A 22,511-nucleotide genomic window follows, 5' to 3' on the forward strand; every position below is an offset into this window, starting at 1 on the left:
GCTCACAGCTCACAGCTCACAGCTCACAGCTCACAGCTCCGGCGCATTAAACCGATGCATCTGGCTGTCCCAGCTGCTGAAAATACCCAGATCAAATCCGTAGGTCAGGTTGATCATCAGCGGTCCCTGTGTGCGAATGCGATCGTTGCCTTGCAGTAACTGACTGGCGATGGTTTGTGCCAGTGCCTCGTCGTCTACCCGATTCTCGGTCAACATGATCTGTGCACTGGTAAAGCGGTTTTCGATGTCACCCCGCTCGGAGTCTACCCGGGCTATTTGCACATGGTTGACGAGGTCGAGTTGCATCAGCTGGGCTGCACTTCGGTCCAGGTCGGGCTGGGGTTCGGCAATATTCGATTGTTGCACCGCCGCAGGTAGGGCCAGGGACAGCACCAGAACAAACCCCACCATCACCGCGTGACCCAGCCATATTGGCTCTGGCCGCTGCGGGTCGCTTTCAAGATTCACGACGAAGGTCCGGCAAATCCAGTCGTGTGGGCCCTGGCGGGTACCACGGTTGAACACCATCAGGTAAAAGATGGATACCAGGCCACCAAACAGCATCAGCGACACCGGATAAATCCAGAAACTGTGCAACAGGGCATTCGGCAAGCCAGACCCCTGTATAAAAAAGGGCGCAATAAGAATCAGGCTGCGCAGCAAAGCGACATCCAGCTTGATGCTTTCGTTGCGCACGTTCACCACCCGAATGGCCAGCAGTCGTTTGCCAATGGTCTGGCCATCGTTCAGTTCGCTGTTCAGCAGGCCGAAATACAGCAGGGCTATGACAAAACCGATGGCACGTGCCCAGACGGACAATTCAACAAAATAGGATTCAAACACCCAGCCCAGCACAAAACCGACCGAGACCAGTACGGCGGCATCAATGACCAGGGCGCCGATTCGGCGGGACAGGCTACTCAGCCAGTTGGGGGACGCAAGCATGTACGGACAACCTGAAACAGAAAACAGGGTCGTATCATACCTGATTTGAATGAATACGCAGACCGGACGATACATCGCTCCGGGGGTGATGCACGAAGGTGAATTCGGAGCCCCCTGACTGGCAGCTCCGGTAGCGACAGGGCCAGGCAGGCCTGGCCAGAGGTGTGTTATTCGGCTTCCAACAACTGCTCGAGGGTATTCAGTGATTCCATCGCCGGCAGGCACTGAGCCACGCTGGCGTTGGGTTCCCGGCCTTCTTTAATGGCCGCGAAGAACTCACGGTCCTGCAGTTCAATGCCGTTGTTCGATACCGCGACACCGCTGAGGTCTACGGGGTTTTCATTGCCATCGACCAGGTCGTCATAGCGGGCAATGTAGGTCCCGTTGTCGCAGATGTAACGGAAAAAGGTGCCAAAGGGACCGTCGTTGTTGAACGACAGCGACAGGGTGCAAATCGCGCCGCTGGGCACTTTCATGCCAATGCTCATGTCCATCGCGATGCCGAGGGTCGGGTGAATCGGGCCTTGCAGCGCTTGCAGTTTGCTGGCGCGCTCACCGACCTGATACTGGAACAAGTCGACGGTATGGCAGGCGTGGTGCCACAGCAAATGGTCGGTCCAGCTGCGTTCCTGCCCCAGCGCATTCTTGTTGCTGCGGCGGAAGAAGTAGGTTTGTACGTCCATTTGCTGAACCTTGAGTTCACCTTTCTGGATCTTGTCGTGAATCCACTGGTGGCTCGGGTTGAAACGACGGGTATGGCCAGCCATGGCGACCAGCCCGGTTTCTTTCTGAACCTTGACCAGTTCGCGCGCGTCGTCAATGTTGTCGGCCATCGGGATTTCGACCATGACGTGCTTGCCTGCCTTCAAACAGGCAATTGCCTGGCTGGCGTGAACCTGAGTCGGGGTTGCCAGAATAACCGCATCGAGTTCGGGCTGAGCCAGAGCTTCGTCGAGATCGGTAAAGGCGTGAGGGATGTTGTGCTTTTTAGCGAACTCCGCGTTCTTGTCAGCATCACGACCGACAACCGAGAGGACTTCAATACCGTCGATCTTGCTAACGGCATCAAGATGCTTCATGCCAAAGGCACCGGCGGCACCGGCGATACAAATCTTCATGATTGAACCTCCTTCATGGGAGTGAGTTTAAAGGTCTTGATCATGGCATCGGTCGTGTCGGCATAGTTTGCCGGGTCTGCAACGATGCCCGAATGTCCCAGGCGGTTTTGCCAGCGTACGGTACTCGCCGACAACGGTTCTTCAAGGCCCAGGTGGTTCAGAAAATGGCACACCTCTTCCATTTCGGAGGCGCGTCGAATGCCATGCTGTGTCATGCGTTCGAGGTTGTAACCAGCGCGCTTTTCCCAGTCGAAACCGGGGTGCGAATGTTCCAGTGACGCCAGCACCTGTGTATCAACACCCGCCAGTCGACCCGCCAGAACGCACTCGGCGAAGAGCGCTTCCATACCTTTGACCATGATGCTGCGCACCATCTTGACCGATGAGGCTGTGCCTACCGGCCCTGGCTCGATGGTCGCGTTCATCGCCAGTGCGTCGAGCAGGGTTTTCGCCGCATCGACATGATCGCCACTGAGCAACAGAGGCGTCCGGTTTTTGCCGGGGTTGACCGGTGCCATCACCGCGACATCGACATAGCGGCCGCCAGCGGCGTCAATCACTCGGGATGAGGCCTGCTTGGTTTGAGGCGCACAGGAATTGCAGTCGAGAAACAACGCGCCTGCTTTTAATAGCGGCGAGGCCGCTTCGGCGACTGCAAAGGCCTGATCGGCAGTAACCACAGAGATAACCACATCAGCGTCACTGATCGCTGCTGCCAAACTGTCACAGTCGGGTACCTGCATTTCGTGGCAACGCGCCTGCATGGCTTGTTGTGCATCAGAGCCCGGTGAGTCGGTCAGACGATCGTAACTGCTCACAGAACCGACTGGGCTGTGATCCATACCGCGCCAAAAGGCTTCGGCGGCCTCGCCAAAGCCAATAAAGCAAAGCTTGAGGTCGGTAGTGTTCATGCGCGTCTCCTGCTGCTTCAGTCGTTTGCTATCAACGTTCCCAGTACAGTTACCTTTCCCAGTACAAGCGCATTGGGTTGTCGATCAGCAGTTTTTGCTGCAATGCGTCGGTCGGTGCGATGTGAGGAATCACATCCACCAATTGGCCATCGTCCGGTACGTGCGACGACATGTTCGGGTGGGGCCAGTCGGTACCCCACAGCACACGGTCGGGAAAGGTCTCGACCAGCTTGCGGGCAAACGGAATCACATCGGTGTACGGCGGTCCGTCGATGGTCAGACGTTCCGGGCAACTGACCTTGGTCCAGATGTTCGGGTTGTCGGCGAGCAGGTTCACGAAGGAGGCGAACTCGGCGCTGTCGACGCCCTTGCTGACATCCGGGCGGCCCATGTGGTCGACCACAATGGTGGTATCAAACTTGGCCAGCAACGGTTTCAGCCCTTCAAGGTCGGGTGCTTCAAAATAGACGACAATGTGCCAGCCAAAGGGTTTGATCTTCTCGGCGATTTCCAGAAAATCTTCCCAGGGCGTGGTGTCGACCAGGCGTTTAACAAAATTGAACCGCACGCCACGAACACCGGCATCGTCCATTTTTTTCAATTCTTCATGGGTCACTTCTTTGCCAACAAAGGCAATACCACGAGCCTTGTCGCCAGCGGTAACCAGGGCGTCCACGAGAGCATCGTTATTCTTGCCGTGACAGGAAGCCTGAACGATCACATTGCGGCTAAAACCCAGGTGGTCGCGCAAGGCAAATAGCTGGTCTTTACCGGCATCGCAGGGCGTGTATTTGCGCTCGGGCGCATAGGGAAACTGATCGGCCGGGCCAAACACATGGCAGTGCGCGTCAACGGCACCGTCGGGCGCTTTGTAATCCGGCTTTTTTGGGTCTGAATGAAACGGCAAATAGCCTTCGCTCATGGTCATGTTGTAATCTCCTGACTGCGCCTTCGGTATGCAGTCGTGGTTAACAGGGTGGCATGGGGTCGGGTAGGACGCTGCCTTCCCAAACGGGGTCGGGCGGGGTGCCGCCCACTCAATACATCCCTGTAGCCTTGGTCGCAGCCGAGGCGTCGGACCGATCCATACTGCGAACACCCCCTTATTAGAAAGCCAGCGCCCGACCCTTTGTCAGGTGGTTAAACGAAAACCCGGCCATCCATTAATTTTCTCGCGGTACGCAGTATCGCGGCACTTTCTATTTCACCTTTGGCGTCACGAGACAACACGACCGTGGTTTCACCAATCGGGTGTTCAATCGCCATGGTATCACCGGACAACTTCGCCACTTCGTTTGCAACGCTGTGTTCAATAGCAGCGGCCGTAGCAACCGAGACCGCGCCGAGCACACCAATAGAGGCGTGGCAGCGGTGTGGAATAAACGTTCTTGTAGAAAGAACACCGCCTTTGGTGGGCGCGCTTACCAGCGTCATCTTGGGGACGGTTTTGTCCGTGACGTCGCCCAGGTTCATCAGGTAGCCGGCCTGCAGACGGATTTTTTCAAGACGCGCTTTCAGTGTGTCGTTGCTGTCCAGTTCTTCACGAGTCTCGTTGCCGGTGATGTCGAAATCACGGGCCCGCAAGATGACGCAAGGCATGCCGTTGTCGATGCAGGTAATGCGCGTGCCTTCTACTGTGTCGTAGGCATTGCCGGTGGGCAACAGAGCACCGCAACTGGAACCGGCGGTGTCCTTGAAGGTGATCAGTACGGGTGCAGACGTGCCGGGCACACCGTCGACGGTGGCGTCACCGGTGTAAACAACCTGTTTGCCGGGGGTCTGCACATTGGCGACGGCGACCTGGCCGGTGTTAACCATGAAGATGCGTACATCGGTATCGTCGCCCGTTGCATCAATCAGCCCGCGTTCGATGGCGAAGGGGCCAACGCCCGCGAGCATGTTGCCACAGTTCTGAGCATCGGATACCAGGGCCTGGTCGACGTAGACCTGCAAGAACAGGTAGTCAACGTCGCAGTCTTCCCGATCGGATTTTCTGACCACGGCAACCTTGGAGGTCAGCGGATCGGCACCGCCCATGCCATCGATCTGGCGGGGGTCGGGTGAACCCATGACACCGAGTAGAAACGCATCGCGTTTGGCGGTGTCGGACGGCAGGTCGTCTGCCAGAAAGAAGCCGCCCTTGGATGTACCTCCGCGCATCCACATGCAAGCGACATCAGACATATTTCAGTCCCTTTTCAGCAAGGCGTTCGCGCATGCTGTAAATGTCGAGGCCAAGTTCGCCGGCCGCCAGTCGCAGTCGTTTGGCTTCTTCATTGGCCATGCGCTCACGGGATTTTTTCAGCACTTCAGCCGCTTCTTCGCGTCGTACGACACAAACGCCGTCGTCATCGGCAACGATGATGTCACCCGGGTTAACCAACTCTCCCGCGCAGACCACCGGCACGTTAACCGAGCCCAGTGTTTCTTTAACCGTGCCCTGTGCAAACACGTTTTTTGACCAGACCGGGAAATTCATCTCGGTCAGATCTTTGGTGTCGCGTACGCCACCGTCGATGATCAGACCAACACCACCGCGTGCCTGCATTGACGTGGCGAGCAAGTCGCCGAAGTAGCCGGCATTGGAGGGAGATGTCGGGGCCAGTACCAGAATGTCACCGGGTTTTACCTGTTCAATGGCCACATGCACCATCCAGTTATCGCAGGGTGGTGCTGATATGGTTACGGCTGAAGCCGCTACCTGTGCGCCCTTATAGATGGGCCGCATGTAGTCGGCCAGCAAGCCCTTGCGACCCTGGGATTCGTGAACCGTTGCCACGCCGCATTCAGCCAGACCGTCGATGATGGCCTGATCGGCGCGTTCGATGTTTTGTACCACCACGTTGGGGTGGGTCAGAGTAGACATAGCAGCCTCCAGAGTTCATTGCATCGGGGGCTGATAGAGTGTGCCCCGGTGCCTGTGTTGTTTTGCAGGGGCTCGGTATCAGCCCCTGGGTAAAAAACGTTACAGCAAGCCCAGCGCCAGTACCGGGAACGCGATGATCAGCGCCAGGCGCACGATGTCGGACAGCACGAAGGGGATCACCCCTTTGAAAATGGACGTAATGCGTACGTCTTTGGCAACAGAATTGATGACAAAAACGTTCATGCCAATGGGCGGAGTAATCAGACCCAGTTCTACGGTGATCACGGTCACGATGCCGAACCAGATCGGGTCGAAACCAGCGGCCATGGCCAGCGGATAAACAACCGGTACCGTCAGCAGCAACATGGCAATGCTGTCCATCACCATGCCCAGCACGATGTACAGCGCCAGAATGCACAGCAGGATCATAAAGGGTGACAGCTCCATCGCCGTTACCGTATTGACCAGACTGTTAGAGACTTGCGACACCGACAGGAAGACGCTGAAGATTTCGGCGCCGATGACCATGAAGAAAATCATCGTGGAAACCACCAGTGTTTCACCCACGGCGTCAACAAAGTCTTTCCAGTTCATGCCCCGGTACAGTGCAATGATCAGGGCACCAAAAGCACCGACAGAAGCGGCTTCGGTGGGCGTAAAAATACCGCCGTAAATACCGCCAATGATTAAGGCGAAAATGCCGCCGAACGGAATCAGGCCTTTGAGTCCAGACAGCTTTTGGCGAAGCGTTGTCGCTTCACCGGGCGTGGCCAGGTGTGGGAAGATTTTCACCGTGATCGCAATGGCCGCCATGTACAGCAACAGGCCCATAAAGCCGGGAATAATACCGGCAATAAACATGTCACCAACCGACTGCTCAGTTAAAAGACCATACAACAGCAGCGCAATGGACGGTGGAATCATAATGCCCAGGGTACCGCCTGCGGCGAGGGTGCCGGTGGCCAGGGAATCGGCATAGCCGTTCTTTTTCATCTCCGGCAGCGCCACTTTCGACATGCTTGCAGCCGTGGCCAGCGATGAACCGGAAATGGCGGAGAAAATACCGCAGGATGTCACTGCGGCGAGCGCCATGCCACCGCGCCAGGCACCAAAGAGTGTTTTAGCGCCGTGAAACAGTTCAGCCGACATGCGTGCCTTGGACGCCAGTACCCCCATGAAGATGAACATCGGAATCGGGCTGAAGTCGTAGTTGGAAATAGTTTCGAAGGCACCGCTTTCCAGGATCGAGATAGCCGGGTCAAAGGCGACAATCCAGCCAAAGCCGACGAAGCCGGCAACTGCCATGCCCAGGGCAATGGGCATACGCAAAGCGATCATGCCAAGCATCCCGGCAATGCAAACAAAACCGATCAGTTGGGAGCTCATAGTGTTTCACCTGCTGTCAGAGGTTCGTCTTTGATAAAAATCTCCTCCCAGGCAATGGCAAAGCCGCGCAGCCCAAGCATAAACATGCCGACGGCGGCGATGTAATAGATAGTGGTCATGGGCAACGCAAGATCCTGAGTGGTCTCGCCCGATTGCAGTGCAGCGTGTGCAGATTCAACCAGGCGAAAGGTCATCAGGAATCCAAAAATTCCGAATAGCAGGGTGTAGATACCAGAGAAAAATGCCTTGACCCGATTGGGCCAGCGATCGGTAAAAATATCGACCACAACCTGGCCCCGGGCCAGACAGTAGGGCATTGAATAGGCAAAGGTAATCATCATGCCGTGGCGGACCAGTTCAAAGCTGCCGTTGAAGGTAAGGTCGACAGCACCGCCGGTCAGGCCGAAGATGGTTCGGGTCAGAATTTCGATCAGCACGATCACCATGGTCAGGATCAGGGCCGTCCCACCGATGATATTGAAGCCGAGTGAAAGCTTTCGTATCCAGTCAATCAGGTTACGCACAGGGATCGCTCCAGGGAAACAGGAAGGCAGTGCCTTACACCCACTCCGGGCGTAAGGCACTGATTGGAAGTCGGTTAGACTTCACATTGCGAACGCAATTCCAACGCGCGTTCATAGACTTCACGTGCTGGCAGGCCACGGCCTTCCAGGTCTGACAGGTAGGTTTCTTTGGCACGTTCGATGTACGGAGCCCAGGCTGGGTTGCTGGTGCCACCTTCGATCTGAATGATCTCGTGACCGGCATCGACGGCTTGCTGACGACCGGCAACGTCCTGTGCATCAAACACTTCGCCTGCTTTTACTGACCAGTCCATGCCAGAGTTGGCATCGATGACCGCTTTGTTCTCAGCCGACAGGTTGCTATAAACGCTTTCGTTCATGGTCAGAATGAACGCCAGGGTGTACAGACCGCCGATTTCAGTGTGCGAATCAGACAGTTCGTTCAAGCGGAAAGACAGAGCGCCTTCCCAGGGCAGGGCAACACCGTCGATAACACCGCGCTGCATGGAGGTGTAGCTTTCGGGTGCGGCCATGCCGACCGGCTGAGCACCCAGTTCAGTCAGGATGTTACCCACTACGGTGGTTGGGCGACGAATGCGCAGACCTTGCAGGTCTTCAGGCGATTCGATACTGGTGCCGGAGACGTGAAAACCGCCGGGGCCGTGGGTGAAAATGAAGATCGGCTGGGTGTCGCTGTATTCGCTGTCGATGTGACCTTCGTCCATCAGGTTTTGCAGGATACAAGCGCCTTGCTTGCCGCTGTCTGAAACGCCGGGCAGTTCAACCACCTGGGTCAGCGGGAAACGGTTCGCGGTGTAGCCCTGTACCGTTGCCGTGGCATCCATAATGCGGTTCTTAACGGCATCATATTGAGCCGGCGGCGCAGCCAGCTGACCACTTGGGTATACCTGCACTTCGATCCGGCCATCGGAGTCTGCTTCGACGGCGTCAGCCCAGGCTTGAACCACATCGGTATGTGCCGCGGCGACTGCTGGCCACAGGTGGCCAACGCGCAGAGTGACTTCTTCTGCCTGTACTGAAGCGGCAGAGAGGGCCATCAGGCCAATCAGGGATGTTGTCTTAACGTGCTTAAGCATTATTCAGTTACCTCGTTGTTTTTGTAATACTCCGACTCCGGGGAGCCAGGGTATCCGGCCGGTATTTCCGGCCAGGCGGCTTCTAACTGCAAGACTACTGCAAGTTCCAGTTGGCACTGTTCAGAAGTGACAGGACAGTGGCCGACTCTTGGCACAGAGTGTACTCCATATCCTGAATTTCGCCTGAACGTCAGGCAATCTGCAACCTTACTGATCCCAGTATTAACAGCCTGACCCGGTTGAACCAGTTAGTTTTCCTTAACAAGGTATTAGTTTATGTTATAAGTTGGTTAAACTTATGTAACATTTCAGGTGACCGGGAGACCGCCAATGCTCGATAATATCCCCAATTTACGGCATTTGCGGGCCTTCAGCGAAGTGGCGCGCTCGCACAGCGTCAGCGCGGCGGCCGAGCGGATATTCCTGTCTCAATCGGCGGTTACCCAGGCGATCGGCAAGCTTGAGTCACGGCTGGGCATTGCGTTGTTTGTGCGCCGCCATAATGGCATGTATCTGACCGACGCCGGTGAATTGCTGGTACATCGGGTCGACCGGTGCATGGCGTTCTTGCGCACGGGTACACGTGAAACGGTGCGCATTGCCGATCGCAAGCAGGAGGGCGTGCGGGCGTCCGTTCATCCTTCCGATCAGATAACCAATGCCCATCTCAGGGCTTTGCTGGCGCTGCAAACGGCGACCAGCTACAGCACCGCGGCCCGGGCTCTGGGTATCTCCCAACCGGCGGTGTACCGGGCAGCCGGTGAACTGGAAGATCTGCTGAACGCGGTGTTGTTCGAAAAAACCAGTATTGGCATCAGCCTGACCCGCGCTGCCCTGCGTCTGGCGCGTTACGCCCTATTGGGGCTGCGCGAGCTTGAGCAAGGGTTGTTCGAAGTTCAGGAAATGCAGGGGGCAGATTCGACTCTGATCCGCGTTGGGTCTATGCCGCTTGCCCGAACGTTTTTATTGCCAGCGGCCGTTAACCGCATTTCGGCGTTGAAGCCGGAAATTCGGCTCGATGTCCTGGAAGGGCCTTACGACGATTTGTTGAACCGTCTGCTGCACGGTGAGCTGGATTTACTGATCGGCGCGCTGCGCGATCCGGCGCCGAGCTCGGACATCCAGCAGGAGCAGTTGCTGACCAGCCCGATTTCAGTGGTCGCCCGAAAACACCATCCGTTGGCCGGGCGTGGCGCATTGACCCTCGACGACCTTCACGGCTACCCCTGGGTTGTCCCCCGCGAGGGCACACCGGCCCGGGTGCTGTTTAACCGAATGGTTGCGGCTCAGGACCCGGCAGCGCTCAGGGGGGTAATCGAGTGCAGCTCACAGATTGTTATTCGCGAGCTGCTGCTGGGCAGTGACCGACTGACGTTCATTTCCAGTCATCAGATCGAACATGAGCAGCAGGAAGGCATTTTAACCGTATTGAACGTTGTCATGCCCCCGGTAGAGCGGCCGATTGGCATCACGACGCGCAAAGACTGGCAACCGACGACGACCCAGAGTTTGTTCATCTCCATTGTCCGGTCACTGGCGCAGTCGCTGGCCCGCAATACGCGCATTATTCGTTAGCTCAGTGCCCCGCATCAACCTGCGCTGTTGAGCACCAGTTGCTTGAAATAGTGATCACGTACTGAAGTGACTTGCGCGTCAATGGTTGTGGTCGGGGTTTGGTTGCTCGCGAAAAACCGGAACGCATCGATGCCCTGGAAGACAAACAGATCAACCCCGGAGAGGGCTGCTGCGCCGTGTTGTTCGGCTGCCATCAACAGATCGGTTCGTGCGGGAATATAGACCGCATCGAACACCCATTGACGGTCGTTCAGGCGGTCGGTTCGAATCGGGCAGCCCGGGTGATTGATGTGCCCGACCGGGGTGCAATTGACCACGCCGTCAAACTGCGTCATGCGGCTTTCGGCTTCGTCGGCGGTCAGGGTTTGGGTGGCAATGCCCTGGGCGTTAAGGTCCCGGCTCAGCGATTCACCGCGAGACTGTTCACGTTCTACCAGAAACAACCGGGTGACTCCCAAGGCACCCAGTGCACAGGCCACCGCTCGACCGACGCCACCGGCACCAATCAACAATACAGAGCCCGCTGGCCGGTCGGCGAACTGGCGACGATAGGCACTGATAAAGCCGCTGTAGTCGGTGTTCTGCGCGTGTATCCGGCCGTTCTCGAACACCAGTGTATTGGATGACCCGACTCGCTGAACGCCCTCACTCAGGGTATCGGCCAGGTTTTTGGCCGCTTCCTTGAACGGAAAGGTCACGTTAGTACCCCGATACCCTTCATGACGAAGGCGCGCCACCGTTGCCGGGAAGTCAAAACCGTCAACGCCCAGTGAATCGACCAGGTCATATTGAGTGTCAATGCCAACCAGTCGACCCAGCCGCTGGTGCAGATCGGGTGATTGGGATTTGGCGATGCCCTCGCCAATCAATGCCAGTTTCATGGTGTGGGGTCTCCATCGGTGTCTGCAGACGGGTTGGCCAGGGCATCCGCTTGTTGCTGGGCGGCGGCACGGACGAATGCGTTCGGCGCGCCGAGGCCCAGATAGCCATCGCGTTGCACCAGTTCAAAAAAGAAGGATTGATGATCGGGCCGAACATACAGTTGGCGAAACTCGCCGCTGGCATCTTCGTCGTACAACACCGAGTGATCCTGCATCCACTGAACCTCGGATTCACCGAGCTCATACCGTGCCAGCAAGTCGCGGTAATAGTTCACTGGAATGGGCAGTGTCGGTGTGTGGGCCCGGGCAAGGCCAGCGACCGTGGCCGTCATATCCCGGGTACGCAGGGCAATGTGCTGCACACCCGAGCCCCCCACTTTTTTAACCAGGCGGTTGCTGGTGGTGTCCGGTGAGGCGCTGGCATTCAGTGCCAGTCGAAAACGCTGGCTCTGGCTGGCGTCGCCGCTGTTGTGTAACACCTGGCTCTGAATCAGCCCTCTCGGATCGGTGACGTCAAAAGACGCCGTTGGTTCCAGCGCAAACACAGAACGGTATTGAAGCATTACCGACAAATAATCGTGATACGACAGCGACAGACTCAGGTGGTCGACATCCAGCAACGGCCCTTCCGGTATCAGTTGTGCATCCACCGTGAACTCGGTATCCCAGACCCGGCTTAATTGTGACGCATCGACAATGTAGGCCAGCGAGCCGTCAATGTTACGCATTGCTGTCATGTCGTGGCTGGCGTTTACATCCTTTGGTTCAACCAGATCGTAACCCATCGCTTTGGCGCGCTTGATCGCCTGGTAGGCGTTGTCGACCTGGACGCCGAACGCGCTGACCGAGGTGGCTTCACGACCGGGTACCCGACCGGCAAAATCGCGCTCGGTATTAACGACGACATTGAGGTCGTTCATGGCCCAGCGTTCGGCCGCGACCCGGGCGTGTTTGCCCACACAACGCAGGCCAAGTGCGCTCAAATCGGTGCGTAATACGTCCGCGCGGTCCGGGTTGATGGCGATTTCAATAAACGCGAGTCGTTCCACCGGTTGTGGCGCAGGCAAGGCTGTATTGTCGGCCATGGTGCGCAACAGCCGGTATGAGTGCATGCCGTCGCGGGCGGTCTGGTCGGAATGGCCCATGCGAAACACATCGTTAAAAATTTCATGAGACAGGGCGCCGTCGTAACGGGTCTCACTCAGCAATTCCATAAATTGCTGCATCTGTAATTCGCCCTGACCGGGGAAGCAGCGGTAATGACGACTCCAGGACAGGTGGTCCATCGACAGGCGCGGTGCGTCGGCGGTTTGAACCAGAAAAATCCGCTCGCCGGGTATGTTGGCAATGGTCTCGAGTTCAGTCTGACGGGAGAAAATATGAAAGGTATCCAGCACCAGGCCGACGGCCGGGTGGTTGGCGCGGCGAACCACTTCCCAGCTGTCGCGGTAGTCGTGAATGTGAGTGCCCCAGGCCAGCGCTTCGAAGGCAATACGCAGGCCGCGCCTGGCGGCTCGATCACCCAGCTCAGCGTAGTCGTCTGCGGCCCGGGCAATGCCCGGTTTGGCATTGGGGTGAACCGAGCTGCAGCACATTAGCAGGTCGGTGCCGAGCTCTTCCATCAGGTCGAATTTGCGCTCGGCCCGGTCGAAGGCCCGCTGACGATCCTTGCTTTCAAGACCTTCGAAATCGCGAAAAGGTTGCAGCGTGACCAGTTCGAGACCCCGGTCACGTATCAGTTGACCGGCCTCGCGGGCGGTACCGTTGAATGCCGTCAGGTCGTTCTCGAAAATCTCGATGCCTTTGAAGCCAGCGGCAGCGATGGCGGTTATTTTATCGTGCAGTGCGCCGCTGAGGCACACTGTTGCTATGGATGAATACATGGTTACGCTCCAAACGGCCTCGTCTGTCGACAGGCCGGACTGTGGATCAAACCCGGGTTACAGGTAGCCGGTGATTCTGGGCAGGAAAGTCACCAGGTCAGGCACAAAGGCGATGACGATCAGGACCGCAATTTCGACCAGCAACATCGGCCACAGCCGACGCACAATGGCCGACAGCCCGACCCGGGCGACCGAATCGGCAACAAACAGGCAGAGCCCTACCGGTGGTGTGATCAGGCCAATCATCAGATTGAAAATCACCAGAATCGCGAAATGCAATGGTTCGATACCAAGCCCGACTGCTATGGGGTGGAGTATTGGCACCAACACCAGAATGGCGGCGATGCCTTCCAGCACCAGTCCGACCAGTAACAGCAACAGCATGACGGCAATCAGGAACATGACTTGCGAGTCGATGGTCGCTAATACCCATTCAGTAATGATGTTGGGAACGCGGTTGTAGGTGAGCAGCCAATTCGCCGCTGAGACCGCACCCATAATGATCATGATCACTGAACTGTCGCGCATAGCGCGGGTAAAAATACGGGGCAGCGCCAGTACGGGAATAGAGCGGTACAGCACCAGGCCTACAAATAGCGCATAGACCACGGCGAAGGAGGCCGCTTCTGTCGGCGTAACGATGCCAAGCAAAATAGAACCAATAACCGCCACGGGCATGAACAGCGGAATAAGGCCATTGAATACGGCTTTGCGACGGGTACCGGGTGCATGAGTTTTGCGGGTGCCGAAGTGACCGGCGAAAAAGAAGACGTAAATCGACAGGCCCATTGCCAGGAGCAAACCGGGAACGATGCCGGCCATAAACAAACCGGGCACCGATACGCCGGATACCGTCAGCGCGTAAATAATCACCGGAATACTGGGCGGAATGATGGGCCCGATAACCGACGACGCCGCAGTGAGTGCGGCCGCGAAGTCACGCGGGTACCCTTCTTTTTCCATTTCCGGAATAAACACCCGGCCCAGCGTAGACGTATCGGCGATCGCAGACCCGGACAGACCGGCGAACATCACCGAAGCCCAGATATTAACCTGGGCCAGACCGGCGCGCATGCGACCGACCAGCGCATTGGCCAGTGCGATGATGCGGCGGGTAATGCCCGCCTCGTTCATGACTTCACCGGCCAGAATGAACAGCGGTACTGCCAGCAATGGAAAGGAGCTCAAACCACCAAAAGCTTGCTGGGCGACTATGCGAATGTGGTAGGGGAAATCGGCACCGGCCATAAACACCAGCAAGGTACCCAAAATAACGAAGGCAAAGGGCACACCGATGATCAGGGTGATAAGCAGTAGGGCGTAGATCATGCATCAGCCTCCGCTTCGGTCATGCCGAGCAACCGGCAACCGGCCATGGTTAAGGCTGAGACAGACAGCAGCACGCCACCCATCAACGTAGAGAATTGAAACAGGCCCAGTGGCAAACCGATGCTGGGGGAATTGCGGCTGCCGCGGCTGTCGATAAATTCGTAGCCTGAAATGGCAAAACCGATGCCGACGGCCAGTACCAGAACGTCAATCAGAATGAGGTTGTAGTGCCTGAGTGAGGCAGGCAGTAAATCGACGACGATGGAAAACCGTACATGACGGTCCTGCAAGTAAGCCAGAGCCACGCCGAACATAATGCCGTAGATCATCGCGTAAATGGCCAGGTCTTCGCCCCAGCTGAACGACCGACCGACGGTATAGCGCCAAAACGCATTGGAGAACACAATGGTGAAAACAGCCAGCATCATCAAGCCCGCGCCGGTACCGTTAATACCGATCAGCAGACGTCGAAGCAGGCGGAGGGTATCGGACATGACACAGACCCCGGACAGGTAACAGAAGAGGCACCGGTCGGATCCAGGCGTTCAGATCCGACCGGGTTTGGAGAACGCCCGCTCGCTTAGTTGGCGGTGGCGCTGTCTACCGCGTCAGCCAGGCGGTCGATCCACTCGGCATCGCTGCCCAGTTCGCCGCGCAGATAGGCTTGAACCGCTGGTTGAGCTGCGGCGCGGAATTCGGCCATTTGCGCATCGGTCGGCTGGGTCACTTCCATGCCTTCTTCAATCAGCTTTGATACGCCTTCGGCGGAACCGAATTGCTGAATGGCACGACCGACGGTACCCGCCACAACGGCAGCGCGTTGCAGAGCGGCCTGGTCACTGGCTGGCAACGATTGAAACAGCTCGTCGTTGATCAGGATATGGTCAACCCCGTAGACGTGGCGATCCAGCGTCAGGTATTTCTGGAACTCGTAGAAGCTGTTGCCGTAAATTACCGAGATCGGGTTTTCCTGGCCATCTACAACACCAGTGGCCAGAGCCGTTGGCACTTCACCCCAGGCAATGCCCTGTGGCTCTGCACCCAGGCCGCGCACCATTTCCAGGTACAAAGGAATTGTTTGTACCCGGAATTTCAGGCCTTCCATGTCGGCAGGCGAGGCAATGGGTCGAACCGAGTTGGTGAAGTGGCGAAAACCGGTCTCACCGTAAGCCAGGGTACGCAGGCCAGTCTGTTCCAGGCAGTGTTCGGCCAATGCCTGGCCAAATTCACCATCCATCACTTCCCAGGCAACGGGCGCTGATGGAAAGGTGTAAGGGATGTCGGTTACCGCAGCGGCGGCACAGTAGTTGGCATATGAGCCGGAGACCATGGAGATGCTGATGGTGCCGTCCTGAGTGCCTTGCACCAGATCGTCTTCACTGCCGAGCGAACCGGCCGGGAAAAGATCGACCGTCATGTCGGTTTCAGCTTCTACCAGATTTTTGAACACCTGACCGGCGGCGCCTTTTTTGGAGGTCGTCCAGTCGTTCGGGTCTACATGGGCAAAACGCAGGTTTTCAGCGGACAGTGCACCTGCGGTAATCATGGCGAGAGCCAGGCCTGTAGCCTGAATGGATAAGCGCTTCATGGTTACTTCCTCTTGTTGTTGTCGTGTTGCCTATTCTTGGTGTGTAGTGGAAATCGGGTCGTTTGCAACAGTGTGCGTTGGCGTCAGCTGTCAATCTCTGCTGATGCCTGAGTCGTGACTTGCCTGAAACGCCGTTGTGGCAAGCGGTTCGGGGTCGTCAATTTCATAATGTACGAAATGGTACGTTCAGTCAACCTATGGCATACTGGCCACATTGCATCGGGTGAGGATAAAAAGAATGACCACAACCAGGGTGGCAGCAAAAGGAAAAGAGCGCAGTCGCAAGAACGACCCGGTTCGGGTACAGGCCGATATCATGCGGGTTGCGACGCGGGAGTTTTCAGAAAAAGGGTTGTCTGGGGCGCGCATTGACGAGATCGCTGAAAAAACGAAAACGTCTAAACGGATGATTTATTATTACTTTAAGGACAAAGAAACGCTCTACCTGAGCGCGCTGGAACGCTCCTACCAGCAAGTGAGACAGCAGGAAGGTGAGCTCGAACTGGACCACCTGGAACCCATAGAAGCGCTGAGTAAGCTGGTGGCATTTACCTTTGAACACCACGTAAAGAACCCCGACTTTATCCGCATGGTTATGATTGAAAACATTCATCATGGCCGTTTCATTGAGCAGTCTGATCTGATTCAGTCGCTCAACGCCGGCGCGGTGGATGAGCTGCAGAACGTGTACCAGCGTGGCCTGGCAGCGAGTCTTTTTCGACCGGGCCTGGAGGCCATTGAATTACATTGGCTCATCAGTGCTTTGTCTTTCTTTAATGTTTCTAATCGCTACACGTTTTCTCGGATTTTTAACTGGGATCAGAACGCAGCGTCCAATCAGGAAAAACTCGCCAGCCATGTGATTGATATGGTGTTGCGGTATGTTGTCAAACCCGAATGCATGAAGGAGTAACTGTCATTTCTGAGAACTGGCAGGGGCTTCTTTATTGCTGTCTGAAACCCTCCCGCTAAGGCGAGCCACTTTCATGCAAGACGTGTCTGTCATTAATATCATCGTCCCCATTTTTCTGGTCATCGGCATCGGCTATCTGGCCGTACGAACGGAACTGATGCCCAGGTCTGTCATACCTGGCATGGGACGATTTGTGTTGTATTTCTGCTTGCCAGCGCTGATTTTTACCACCCTGACCAGCACCTCCATTCTCAATGCCATGACGCCCTTTTATCTGATCGCCTATGGGGTCGGCTCGTTGTTGGCTTACCTGATTGGGTTTGCGTTTTCAAAAGGTGTCTCAAAAACAACCACGGCAGAAGCCGGGTTGAATGGGTTGGGCATGAGCCTGAGCAACAGTGCCTTTGTCGGGTATCCGGTTTTATTGCAGGTGTTCGGAACCTTACCAGCTGCCGCATTCACCATGACACTGCTGGTAGAGAACCTACTGATCATGCCATTGGCACTGATGGTGTTGGAACTGTCACGAGCGCTGTCTGAAGGTGGCAGTACCCGCCAGGTATTCACCCGTTTTATTAAGCGGCTGGTGACTCAGCCGATTTTGCTGGCGATTGTATTTGGCACGCTTTACAGCCTGTCAGGGCTCGGCCTGCCAGGCGTGGTATCCAGCGGCCTGGATTTTCTGGCGAATGCCTCGGCCGGTGTTGCCCTGTTTGTTATCGGGGGTTCCCTGGTGGGGATCAGCGTCAAAGGCGAGCTCTGGAAAATTAGCTGGGTCACCGTGGGCAAGCTGTGTATTCATCCCTTGCTGGTTGCGTTGATGGTTTTCCTGCTACCGCCTTTTGACCGGCAGTTGCAGGTAATCGCCATACTGGCCGCTTCCATGCCCATGCTGAGTATTTACCCGGTTGTTGCAGGGAATTACCTCGACCCCAGCCGCTTTGCGGCAACCCTAGTGGTGGCGACGCTGACCTCGTTCTTTACGATATCAGTGGTGCTGACGCTGCTTTTTTGAGAGGTGGACCCTCTCCCCAGCCCTCTCCCGCGGGACGGGAGAGGGAGCGGTTAGTTGGTTAAATATAGCCCGTGCCAGTCGCTCGCAGCGCTGCACCAACAGTCCTCTCTCCACCCCCGGGGGAGAGAGTTAGAGAGAGGGGGAGCGGCGCAGCCGTTACTGCTGTGGTTTCAATTGGCATGCTGTGAAACCAGAAGAGAACCCTCTCCCCAGCCCTCTCCCGTGCGCCGGGAGAGGGAGCGTTTAGTTGGTTAAATATAGCCCGTGCCAGTCGCTCCCAGCTCTCACCTTTTCTCTTACGGCCACGCCGCAAAGGTGGTGTCTTCACTGGGCGCCTCTTTGCGTATCTTTCGTCGCCAGGTGCCGGGGGCATCGTCCATGTGCCGTTTGAAAAACCGGTTGAAGTAAGCCGGGTCTTTAAAGCCCAGTCCGTAGGCAACTTCGGCGACCGATAGAGGAGAGTGCGCCAAACGCTGGCACGCCTCGCTGATTAGTTTGCGCTGAATAATCATGCTCGGCGTTTTGCCAACATCCCGCTGTGAGGCAAATTCCAGGCGTCGCTCACTGACGCCCATGTGGTGCGTATAGTCGGCGACCTTCCAGTGGTCGCGGAAATGCAGTTCGATCAACCCCAGAAAACGCTGAAATAACGTTGAATGAATGACATCCGTTTCCGGCCCTGTTGCCTGGTCGATTTGCTGTCGGTGGATGAGTGCCAGCAGGGTCGTCAGTTGCGCGGCGACGACGGACTGGGCGCCGGGTTCATTGTCGGCGAGTTCAGACCGTATGGCACTGAAACAAGGTGCCAGCCGATCCAGCAGAGCAGGGTTCGTCAGTGGAACCTCATGCAGGGCATCGGCCATTGAACGAAAGGGTACCTTCGGGTCAAGCGTACGGCTAACAGCCGGGATCAGCCAGTCTTCAGACACCGTCAACAACTCGCCGTGACTGCCCGCTGAAAAGTCACAGCCCAGCATCATTCCGGCAGGCGACCATAGCAACGTTGGCGCCAACAATTCGAGATGCTCACTTTTGAAACGCACCTTCCCACGACCGGATAACAGCAGGATGCATTGCGCGAAATGACGCCAGTCCTGCTTGGGTGCCGTCCAGGTCAGGGTGGACCTGGGATAGCTGATATCTACCAGGTCCAGATGCCGTTGAATGGGGAGTTGCAGCGTGGAATCGTTCATTTATTAACCTCTTCGTTGGGTTAATGTACATTTTTTTGTAGTAAAAGTGCAATGCAAAGCAGTTTCACCCTGTCCGGCTTTTGACTATTGTTCACTCATCAAAGCTTGGGAGGCTATGAACAATTCACGCGGAGCTCTGGCTTATCCGAGGGACCTTGCCGCGAGGCGAACGCATGCCGGAAGGTCTAGACCTTTCAAATGAGTTCAACGAAGTGGCAAGGTTCCTCGGAAAGTCGGAATGCCGCACCACCCGCAGGGCGGGTCCAAAACGTCCTGCCCCGGCGTTGCACTTCTTGACAAGGGCTAAGGCCATTGCGCTGCGAAGTGCGCCTTGTGGCAAAACGTTTTGGCTCCCGCAGAGCCTCGCGTGAATTGTTCATAGCCTCCCTGGTAATGCTTCGATCCAATAAAAAAATAAGTTGAGGATCGCACCATGTTTGACGTTGCCATGCTGGTTAACAACCGGCCAACGCAGGCGCACAACAATCGTGTGTTTGAATGCAAAAACCCAATAACCGGTGACGTCGTCACCCGTGCTGCAGCCGCCAGTGTTGCCGATGCAAAAGCAGCGGCCGATGCAGCAGCAGAGGCCTTCCCGGTCTGGTCGGAAATGTCGCCCAATGAGCGTCGTACCGTTTTATTGAAAGCAGCGGATTGTCTGGCAGCAAAAGCTGACAAAGCCGCGCAAACCGTGATGCAGGAGATGGGCGCGACACCCATGTGGGGTGGTTTCAACATTCACCTGGCGTCGTCCATGTTGCGCGAAGCGGCCGCGATGACCACCCAGCTAACCGGCGAAATTGTACCGTCTGATGTGCCCGGTATGACGGCCATGGCCGTGCGCCAGCCGGTGGGTGTCGTGCTCGGCATTGCACCCTGGAACGCCCCGATCATTCTTGGTGTCCGGTCAATCGCCATGCCACTTGCCTGCGGCAATACCGTGGTGTTCAAAGCCTCTGAAATTTGTCCGGCAACCCACCAACTGATTGTTGAGGCGTTGGTGGAAGGCGGTGCACCGGCCGGTGTTGTGAACATGGTCACCAATGCTCCGGAAGATGCCCCCGATATTGTCAAAGCACTGATCGAGCACCCGGCGGTGCGGCGCGTTAATTTTACCGGCTCGACCCGTGTCGGACGAATCATTGCGCAACTCTGCGCGGAACAACTGAAGCCAGCGTTGCTGGAGTTGGGTGGCAAGGCACCCATGGTGGTACTCGACGATGCCAATGTGGACGCTGCCGTGAATGCCGCCGCCTTTGGCGCCTACATGAACCAGGGCCAGATTTGTATGTCGACCGAGCGCTTGATTGTCACGCCCGGCATTGCCGATGAATTCGTTGAAAAACTGGCGGCCAAGGTCAAGACGATCAAAGCCGCACCTCCCGAAAAGCAGTCCGAGATTTTGGGGGCTGTGGTTAACCAGGCAGCGCTGGATCGACTCAACCGGTTGATCGCCGACGCCGAGAAAAAAGGCGCCACCATTCTGGCCGGCGGGGAGTCTGACACGGTTCTTATGAACGCCACTCTGATCGACGGGGTTACCCGCTCAATGCAGGTGTACAAGGAAGAGTCGTTCGGGCCGCTGTTGTCGATCATTCGTGCCCAGGATGAAGAAGACGCCATTCGCATCGCCAACGACAGCGACTACGGCCTCTCGGCGGCGGTTTTCAGCCAGGACTACAACCGGGCGATGGCCGTTGCCAAACGCATTGACAGTGGTATCTGCCACATCAACGGACCTACCGTTCAGGACGAAGCGCAAATGCCATTTGGCGGCGTTAAAGACAGCGGCTACGGACGCTTCGGCAGCAAGGCGGCCATTGCTGAATTTACCGAACTGCGCTGGATTACGAACCAGGCAGGGGAGCGCCATTATCCATTTTAATAGTGCTCACCCCGGTGAGCCATGTGCACGACCAAAACAACGATAAAAAAAGAGGAACGACTCATGAAACTCAAGACTCTGTCCACTCTGGTGGGCGCCGTGACTTTGGCCGGTGCGGCGGTTTTTTCCGCATCGGCGATGGCAGAAGACACCATTCGCATCGGTGCAGCCGCACCGAAAACCGGTCCTCTCGCGGGTGGTGCAGCGGTGACCTACTGGCCCAATGTTGAACTGTGGGCGCATCAGGTTAACGAGCGTGGCGGTATTTTGTTAAACGACGGTGAACGCCATCCGGTCGAAATCATTGAATACGATGACCGGACTAATCCGACGGAAACCATTCGTGCGGTTCAGCGTCTGGCGACCAGCGACGGTGTCGACTTTATCATCCCGCCCTACGGTACAGGCATGGCGTTGGCCACCGCTCCGATCTTCGACCGGCTCGGTTACCCGATGATCAACGTAACCGCCATTACCGACCAGACCGATGCGCTCACTGCGCGCTATGACGGTGTGTTCTTCACGCTGGGTAAAACAACGCCACTGGCCCAGGGTATTGCGCGCCTGGCAGCGGACATGAAGGCCAACGGTGAAGTCGGAAACCGTCTTGCCATGGTGAATGTAGCGGACGCCTTCGGCATTGAACTGGCCGAAGCTGCTCGCGGTATTTTTGAAGAAGAGGGCTTCGACATTGTGTACAGCACGTCCTACCCGCCGACCATTCAGGATGTGACACCGATCATCAATTCGGCTCAGGATGCCGACCCCGATCTGTTCGTGGCGTTCTCCTATCCACCGGATACCTTTGCACTGACAGAGCAGGCTCAGGTCTCTGGCCTGATGGATGAAGTTGATGTGTTCTACACCGCGGTTGCCAATGCTTTTCCGGCGTACCGCAACCGTTTTGGTGACGGCATTGATGGTGTCTACGGTGTCGGTGGCGTGAACCCTGAAGACCCGGCATTTGTCGAGTACAAGGAAGCCCACATGGCCGTAACCGGTGCCGAGCCGGATTACTGGGCCAGTGCGGTTATGTATTCCTCGCTGCAAGTCCTTGAGCAGGCCATTGAAGGCGTTGGTACTCTGGATCGTCAAGCCGTTACCGAGTATCTCAAGAATAACTCCTTCGATACGGTGATGGGCGAGTGGACTTTTAATAACCAGCAGATATCCAACTACTGGACCGTCGGTCAGTGGCAGAACGGCGATTTCTACGGCGTTGGCTCATTCGGTGATATGGAAGGCACTGCTGACCCCATGTAAGGCACAGGGTGCTTCAATGACAGGTCGGTTGCACCAGTGTAGCCGGCCAGTTTAATGACTGATGCAGGGGCGAGCCCGCCCCTGAAACAGCGCTCTGTTTCAGCCGAGTTTCCTATGGGCCTCCTCAGGTAGTTTAGCT

The 22,511-nt window shown here is 56.6% G+C and carries 20 protein-coding genes; 5 read left to right on the forward strand and 15 right to left on the reverse strand.

The genetic code is table 11. The features are described 5' to 3' along the window. Nucleotides 1–30: 30 nt before the first annotated feature. The 9 genes from G565_RS0121945 to G565_RS0121985 form a co-directional block, all read right to left on the reverse strand. Nucleotides 31–945, reverse strand: coding sequence for an RDD family protein (locus tag G565_RS0121945; RefSeq protein ID WP_028672694.1), 915 nt, complete (start codon nt 943–945; stop codon nt 31–33). A 167-nt stretch (nt 946–1,112) separates the two neighbouring features. Then, entirely contained in the window at nt 1,113–2,063 is a 951-nt protein-coding gene (locus tag G565_RS0121950; protein WP_028672695.1) for a Gfo/Idh/MocA family oxidoreductase, read from the reverse strand. Continuing rightward, nucleotides 2,060–2,974 carry a DUF1932 domain-containing protein gene (locus tag G565_RS0121955; protein ID WP_028672696.1) on the reverse strand — a complete coding sequence of 305 codons (915 nt, stop codon included), beginning with the start codon at nt 2,972–2,974 and terminating at the stop codon, nt 2,060–2,062. Before G565_RS0121955 ends, G565_RS0121950 begins: the two co-directional genes overlap by 4 nt. A gap of 49 nt (nt 2,975–3,023) precedes the next feature. Continuing rightward, on the reverse strand, nt 3,024–3,902 hold the full coding sequence (locus tag G565_RS0121960) for an amidohydrolase family protein (protein WP_211227258.1): 879 nt from the start codon (nt 3,900–3,902) through the stop codon (nt 3,024–3,026). A 212-nt stretch (nt 3,903–4,114) separates the two neighbouring features. Further along, nucleotides 4,115–5,158 carry a 4-oxalomesaconate tautomerase gene (locus G565_RS0121965; protein WP_028672698.1) on the reverse strand — a complete coding sequence of 348 codons (1,044 nt, stop codon included), beginning with the start codon at nt 5,156–5,158 and terminating at the stop codon, nt 4,115–4,117. After that, complete coding sequence (locus tag G565_RS0121970) at nt 5,151–5,840, reverse strand: 4-carboxy-4-hydroxy-2-oxoadipate aldolase/oxaloacetate decarboxylase (protein ID WP_028672699.1); 690 nt, start codon at nt 5,838–5,840, stop codon at nt 5,151–5,153. Before G565_RS0121970 ends, G565_RS0121965 begins: the two co-directional genes overlap by 8 nt. 99 nt (nt 5,841–5,939) lie before the next feature. Beyond that, nucleotides 5,940–7,226 (reverse strand): TRAP transporter large permease, encoded by a 1,287-nt coding sequence (locus G565_RS0121975; RefSeq protein ID WP_028672700.1) that lies wholly within the window; start codon nt 7,224–7,226, stop codon nt 5,940–5,942. After that, the gene (locus tag G565_RS0121980) at nt 7,223–7,750 is read right to left on the reverse strand and encodes a TRAP transporter small permease subunit (RefSeq protein WP_028672701.1); all 528 of its coding nucleotides are present in this window, start codon (nt 7,748–7,750) and stop codon (nt 7,223–7,225) included. The genes G565_RS0121975 and G565_RS0121980 overlap by 4 nt, the downstream gene beginning before the upstream one ends. A gap of 74 nt (nt 7,751–7,824) precedes the next feature. Then, complete coding sequence (locus G565_RS0121985; RefSeq protein WP_028672702.1) at nt 7,825–8,847, reverse strand: TRAP transporter substrate-binding protein; 1,023 nt, start codon at nt 8,845–8,847, stop codon at nt 7,825–7,827. Nucleotides 8,848–9,177: 330 nt separating this feature from the next. Here G565_RS0121985 and G565_RS0121990 point away from each other — a divergent pair, with 330 nt between their 5' ends. Then, the gene (locus G565_RS0121990) at nt 9,178–10,422 is read left to right on the forward strand and encodes a LysR family transcriptional regulator (protein ID WP_028672703.1); all 1,245 of its coding nucleotides are present in this window, start codon (nt 9,178–9,180) and stop codon (nt 10,420–10,422) included. Nucleotides 10,423–10,436: 14 nt separating this feature from the next. On the opposite strand, the gene G565_RS0121995 is transcribed toward G565_RS0121990, so the two are convergent. From G565_RS0121995 to G565_RS0122015, 5 genes are all read right to left on the reverse strand, one after another. Beyond that, nucleotides 10,437–11,303 (reverse strand): shikimate dehydrogenase family protein, encoded by an 867-nt coding sequence (locus tag G565_RS0121995; RefSeq protein WP_028672704.1) that lies wholly within the window; start codon nt 11,301–11,303, stop codon nt 10,437–10,439. Then, a complete protein-coding gene (locus tag G565_RS0122000) occupies nt 11,300–13,186 on the reverse strand; it encodes a bifunctional sugar phosphate isomerase/epimerase/4-hydroxyphenylpyruvate dioxygenase family protein (protein ID WP_028672705.1) in 1,887 nt (628 codons plus the stop codon). Before G565_RS0122000 ends, G565_RS0121995 begins: the two co-directional genes overlap by 4 nt. 57 nt (nt 13,187–13,243) lie before the next feature. Continuing rightward, a complete protein-coding gene (locus G565_RS0122005; protein WP_028672706.1) occupies nt 13,244–14,515 on the reverse strand; it encodes a TRAP transporter large permease in 1,272 nt (423 codons plus the stop codon). After that, nucleotides 14,512–15,009, reverse strand: coding sequence for a TRAP transporter small permease (locus G565_RS25560; RefSeq protein ID WP_051208439.1), 498 nt, complete (start codon nt 15,007–15,009; stop codon nt 14,512–14,514). Before G565_RS25560 ends, G565_RS0122005 begins: the two co-directional genes overlap by 4 nt. Nucleotides 15,010–15,095: 86 nt before the next feature. Continuing rightward, nucleotides 15,096–16,103: a DctP family TRAP transporter solute-binding subunit gene (locus G565_RS0122015; RefSeq protein WP_028672707.1), complete on the reverse strand. Its 1,008-nt coding sequence runs from the start codon at nt 16,101–16,103 to the stop codon at nt 15,096–15,098. 238 nt (nt 16,104–16,341) lie between these two features. On the opposite strand from G565_RS0122015, the gene G565_RS0122020 reads away from it, so the two are divergent. Both G565_RS0122020 and G565_RS0122025 read left to right on the forward strand, forming a co-directional pair. Continuing rightward, nucleotides 16,342–17,016: a TetR/AcrR family transcriptional regulator gene (locus G565_RS0122020; protein WP_037341139.1), complete on the forward strand. Its 675-nt coding sequence runs from the start codon at nt 16,342–16,344 to the stop codon at nt 17,014–17,016. 73 nt (nt 17,017–17,089) lie between these two features. After that, nucleotides 17,090–18,031 (forward strand): AEC family transporter, encoded by a 942-nt coding sequence (locus G565_RS0122025; protein ID WP_028672709.1) that lies wholly within the window; start codon nt 17,090–17,092, stop codon nt 18,029–18,031. Between the two features lie 296 nt (nt 18,032–18,327). On the opposite strand, the gene G565_RS25565 is transcribed toward G565_RS0122025, so the two are convergent. After that, nucleotides 18,328–19,224, reverse strand: coding sequence for a helix-turn-helix domain-containing protein (locus G565_RS25565; RefSeq protein ID WP_051208441.1), 897 nt, complete (start codon nt 19,222–19,224; stop codon nt 18,328–18,330). A gap of 433 nt (nt 19,225–19,657) precedes the next feature. Here G565_RS25565 and G565_RS0122035 point away from each other — a divergent pair, with 433 nt between their 5' ends. Beyond that, on the forward strand, nt 19,658–21,109 hold the full coding sequence (locus G565_RS0122035) for an aldehyde dehydrogenase (RefSeq protein ID WP_028672710.1): 1,452 nt from the start codon (nt 19,658–19,660) through the stop codon (nt 21,107–21,109). Nucleotides 21,110–21,172: 63 nt separating this feature from the next. Next, on the forward strand, nt 21,173–22,372 hold the full coding sequence (locus G565_RS0122040; RefSeq protein WP_028672711.1) for an amino acid ABC transporter substrate-binding protein: 1,200 nt from the start codon (nt 21,173–21,175) through the stop codon (nt 22,370–22,372). The last annotated feature ends 139 nt before the right edge of the window (nt 22,373–22,511 follow it).

Origin of the sequence: Saccharospirillum impatiens DSM 12546, from assembly GCF_000423605.1 — a bacterium.
Taxonomy (GTDB): Bacteria; Pseudomonadota; Gammaproteobacteria; order Pseudomonadales; family Natronospirillaceae; genus Saccharospirillum; species Saccharospirillum impatiens.

What these genes read in the sequence shown, in the direction of transcription:
- G565_RS0121945 (WP_028672694.1), bottom strand. Translation starts at nt 945, where the DNA reads ATGCTTGCGTCCCCCAACTGGCTGAGTAGCCTGTCCCGCCGAATCGGC.
- G565_RS0121950 (WP_028672695.1), bottom strand. Translation starts at nt 2,063, where the DNA reads ATGAAGATTTGTATCGCCGGTGCCGCCGGTGCCTTTGGCATGAAGCAT.
- G565_RS0121955 (WP_028672696.1), bottom strand. Translation starts at nt 2,974, where the DNA reads ATGAACACTACCGACCTCAAGCTTTGCTTTATTGGCTTTGGCGAGGCC.
- G565_RS0121960 (WP_211227258.1), bottom strand. Translation starts at nt 3,902, where the DNA reads ATGACCATGAGCGAAGGCTATTTGCCGTTTCATTCAGACCCAAAAAAG.
- G565_RS0121965 (WP_028672698.1), bottom strand. Translation starts at nt 5,158, where the DNA reads ATGTCTGATGTCGCTTGCATGTGGATGCGCGGAGGTACATCCAAGGGC.
- G565_RS0121970 (WP_028672699.1), bottom strand. Translation starts at nt 5,840, where the DNA reads ATGTCTACTCTGACCCACCCCAACGTGGTGGTACAAAACATCGAACGC.
- G565_RS0121975 (WP_028672700.1), bottom strand. Translation starts at nt 7,226, where the DNA reads ATGAGCTCCCAACTGATCGGTTTTGTTTGCATTGCCGGGATGCTTGGC.
- G565_RS0121985 (WP_028672702.1), bottom strand. Translation starts at nt 8,847, where the DNA reads ATGCTTAAGCACGTTAAGACAACATCCCTGATTGGCCTGATGGCCCTC.
- G565_RS0121990 (WP_028672703.1), top strand. Translation starts at nt 9,178, where the DNA reads ATGCTCGATAATATCCCCAATTTACGGCATTTGCGGGCCTTCAGCGAA.
- G565_RS0121995 (WP_028672704.1), bottom strand. Translation starts at nt 11,303, where the DNA reads ATGAAACTGGCATTGATTGGCGAGGGCATCGCCAAATCCCAATCACCC.
- G565_RS0122000 (WP_028672705.1), bottom strand. Translation starts at nt 13,186, where the DNA reads ATGTATTCATCCATAGCAACAGTGTGCCTCAGCGGCGCACTGCACGAT.
- G565_RS0122005 (WP_028672706.1), bottom strand. Translation starts at nt 14,515, where the DNA reads ATGATCTACGCCCTACTGCTTATCACCCTGATCATCGGTGTGCCCTTT.
- G565_RS25560 (WP_051208439.1), bottom strand. Translation starts at nt 15,009, where the DNA reads ATGTCCGATACCCTCCGCCTGCTTCGACGTCTGCTGATCGGTATTAAC.
- G565_RS0122015 (WP_028672707.1), bottom strand. Translation starts at nt 16,103, where the DNA reads ATGAAGCGCTTATCCATTCAGGCTACAGGCCTGGCTCTCGCCATGATT.
- G565_RS0122020 (WP_037341139.1), top strand. Translation starts at nt 16,342, where the DNA reads ATGACCACAACCAGGGTGGCAGCAAAAGGAAAAGAGCGCAGTCGCAAG.
- G565_RS0122025 (WP_028672709.1), top strand. Translation starts at nt 17,090, where the DNA reads ATGCAAGACGTGTCTGTCATTAATATCATCGTCCCCATTTTTCTGGTC.
- G565_RS25565 (WP_051208441.1), bottom strand. Translation starts at nt 19,224, where the DNA reads ATGAACGATTCCACGCTGCAACTCCCCATTCAACGGCATCTGGACCTG.
- G565_RS0122035 (WP_028672710.1), top strand. Translation starts at nt 19,658, where the DNA reads ATGTTTGACGTTGCCATGCTGGTTAACAACCGGCCAACGCAGGCGCAC.
- G565_RS0122040 (WP_028672711.1), top strand. Translation starts at nt 21,173, where the DNA reads ATGAAACTCAAGACTCTGTCCACTCTGGTGGGCGCCGTGACTTTGGCC.